This window comes from Mycolicibacterium arseniciresistens, assembly GCF_030519285.1.
Classification (GTDB): domain Bacteria; phylum Actinomycetota; class Actinomycetes; order Mycobacteriales; family Mycobacteriaceae; genus Mycobacterium; species Mycobacterium arseniciresistens.
Window position 1 is genome coordinate 1 of sequence record NZ_JAUMSQ010000532.1, and the last position, 1,386, is coordinate 1,386.

Annotated in this window: 1 protein-coding gene; it reads right to left on the reverse strand. The window is 74.7% G+C overall.

Annotated features, from left to right (window positions below; genetic code table 11):
- A partial coding sequence (locus tag Q2100_RS31285; RefSeq protein ID WP_302917131.1) for a hypothetical protein occupies positions 1-1,318 on the reverse strand: 1,318 nt, incomplete at its 3' end.
- Between the last annotated feature and the right edge of the window lie 68 nt (positions 1,319-1,386).

Here is a 1,386-nt window from a genome sequence, read left to right on the forward strand (position 1 = left end):
GTTCGGCGTCGATCGTCGCGACCTGCTGCGCGGCGGTGGCCGCCTCCGCCTCGTCGCGGGCGGTCAGCTGCGTGGTCAGCGCCGCCTCCGCGGCCAGCACCCGGGTGGCGACCTGCTCCTCGACGGCCGAACGCAGGGTGGTGGTGACCTCGCCGACCCAGCGGTCGAGCACCGACCGGTCGTGCAGCAGTCCGCGGATCCCGACCACCCACACGGTCAGCAGCAGGCCGACCGCACCGCCCGCGACCACACCGGCGACGGTCAGACCCGGCGCGACGCCGGCGAACAGCCGGCTGAAAGCCAGCGCCACCCCGAGCCCGAAGCCGGCGCCGAGCAGCATCATCAGCACGGTCTCCAGGCGGCGGTTCTTCAGCGGCGGGGCGGGGAAGTCCGGGATCCCCGGCGCGGCCGCCGTGGGCGGAGCCGACATCTTCAGCTCGGCCGCCACCCCGGCGAGGTGTTCGGTGATGCCCTCGTCGACCTCGGTGACGACGTCGGCGGCGCGGGTCCGCACCTCGTCCTCGAAGGCGGCGAGGCGGCGCCTGCCGAGGCCGGCGGCGTCCTCCTGCAGTTCGGCCCGCACCGAGGTGCACCGGTTGCGGGCGAAGTAGGCGAGCTGCACCTTGGCCTGCTGGACCTGGCTGCGCAGCGCGATACCCCGCTCGGACTTGGCCAGCCGACTGTCCCGGCGGATCTCGTCGCGGCGGGCGCGCAGGGCCGTCACCCGCGCCTCACGGTCGGCGCCCGCACCGTCGGCCTGGTAGCGCCGGATCACCGCCTCCAGCCGACTCTCCCACGCCCGCAACCGGTTCCGCCGCTGCAGATCCGGGTCGGCGAGCCGCTGACGCAGCAGCCCGACCAGTTCGTCGAGCCGCGGATCGCCGAGATCGGGTGCGGCCGCCACTCCCACCCACGGCATCTGCCGGTACCGGGCGGAGCGATCGGCGAGCAGGGTCCGGTCGGCGGTCAGCACGTCGCGCCAGTTCCGGTGCGCATCGATCTTGGTCACCGCGCCCACCACCAGGTCGGTGTAGTTGGACGCGAGTTCGACCAGCGCGCAATCGGATTCGGTGAGCGGCGCGCTCGCCGACACGGCGAACACCACCGCCGCGGGCGCCTTGCCCGCAGGCAGGTCGTCGGACTCGACGAAGGTGTGCTCGGGCAGCTCCCGGCGCAGTTCGGCGACCAGGCTGCTGGTGCCTGCCAGCCACGGACCCGTCACCAGCACCACGTCGCTGCTCTCGACTCCCGGCGAACTCAGGCCCGGATCGATGGCCGCGACCACGGCGTCCGCGGCGGCGACCGGATCGGCCGTCACGGTGCGCCCCGGCCGATGTCGCCGCCGGGGCGGCTCCGGTCGATCTCGCCGCCGTGGCGGCTCGGGCC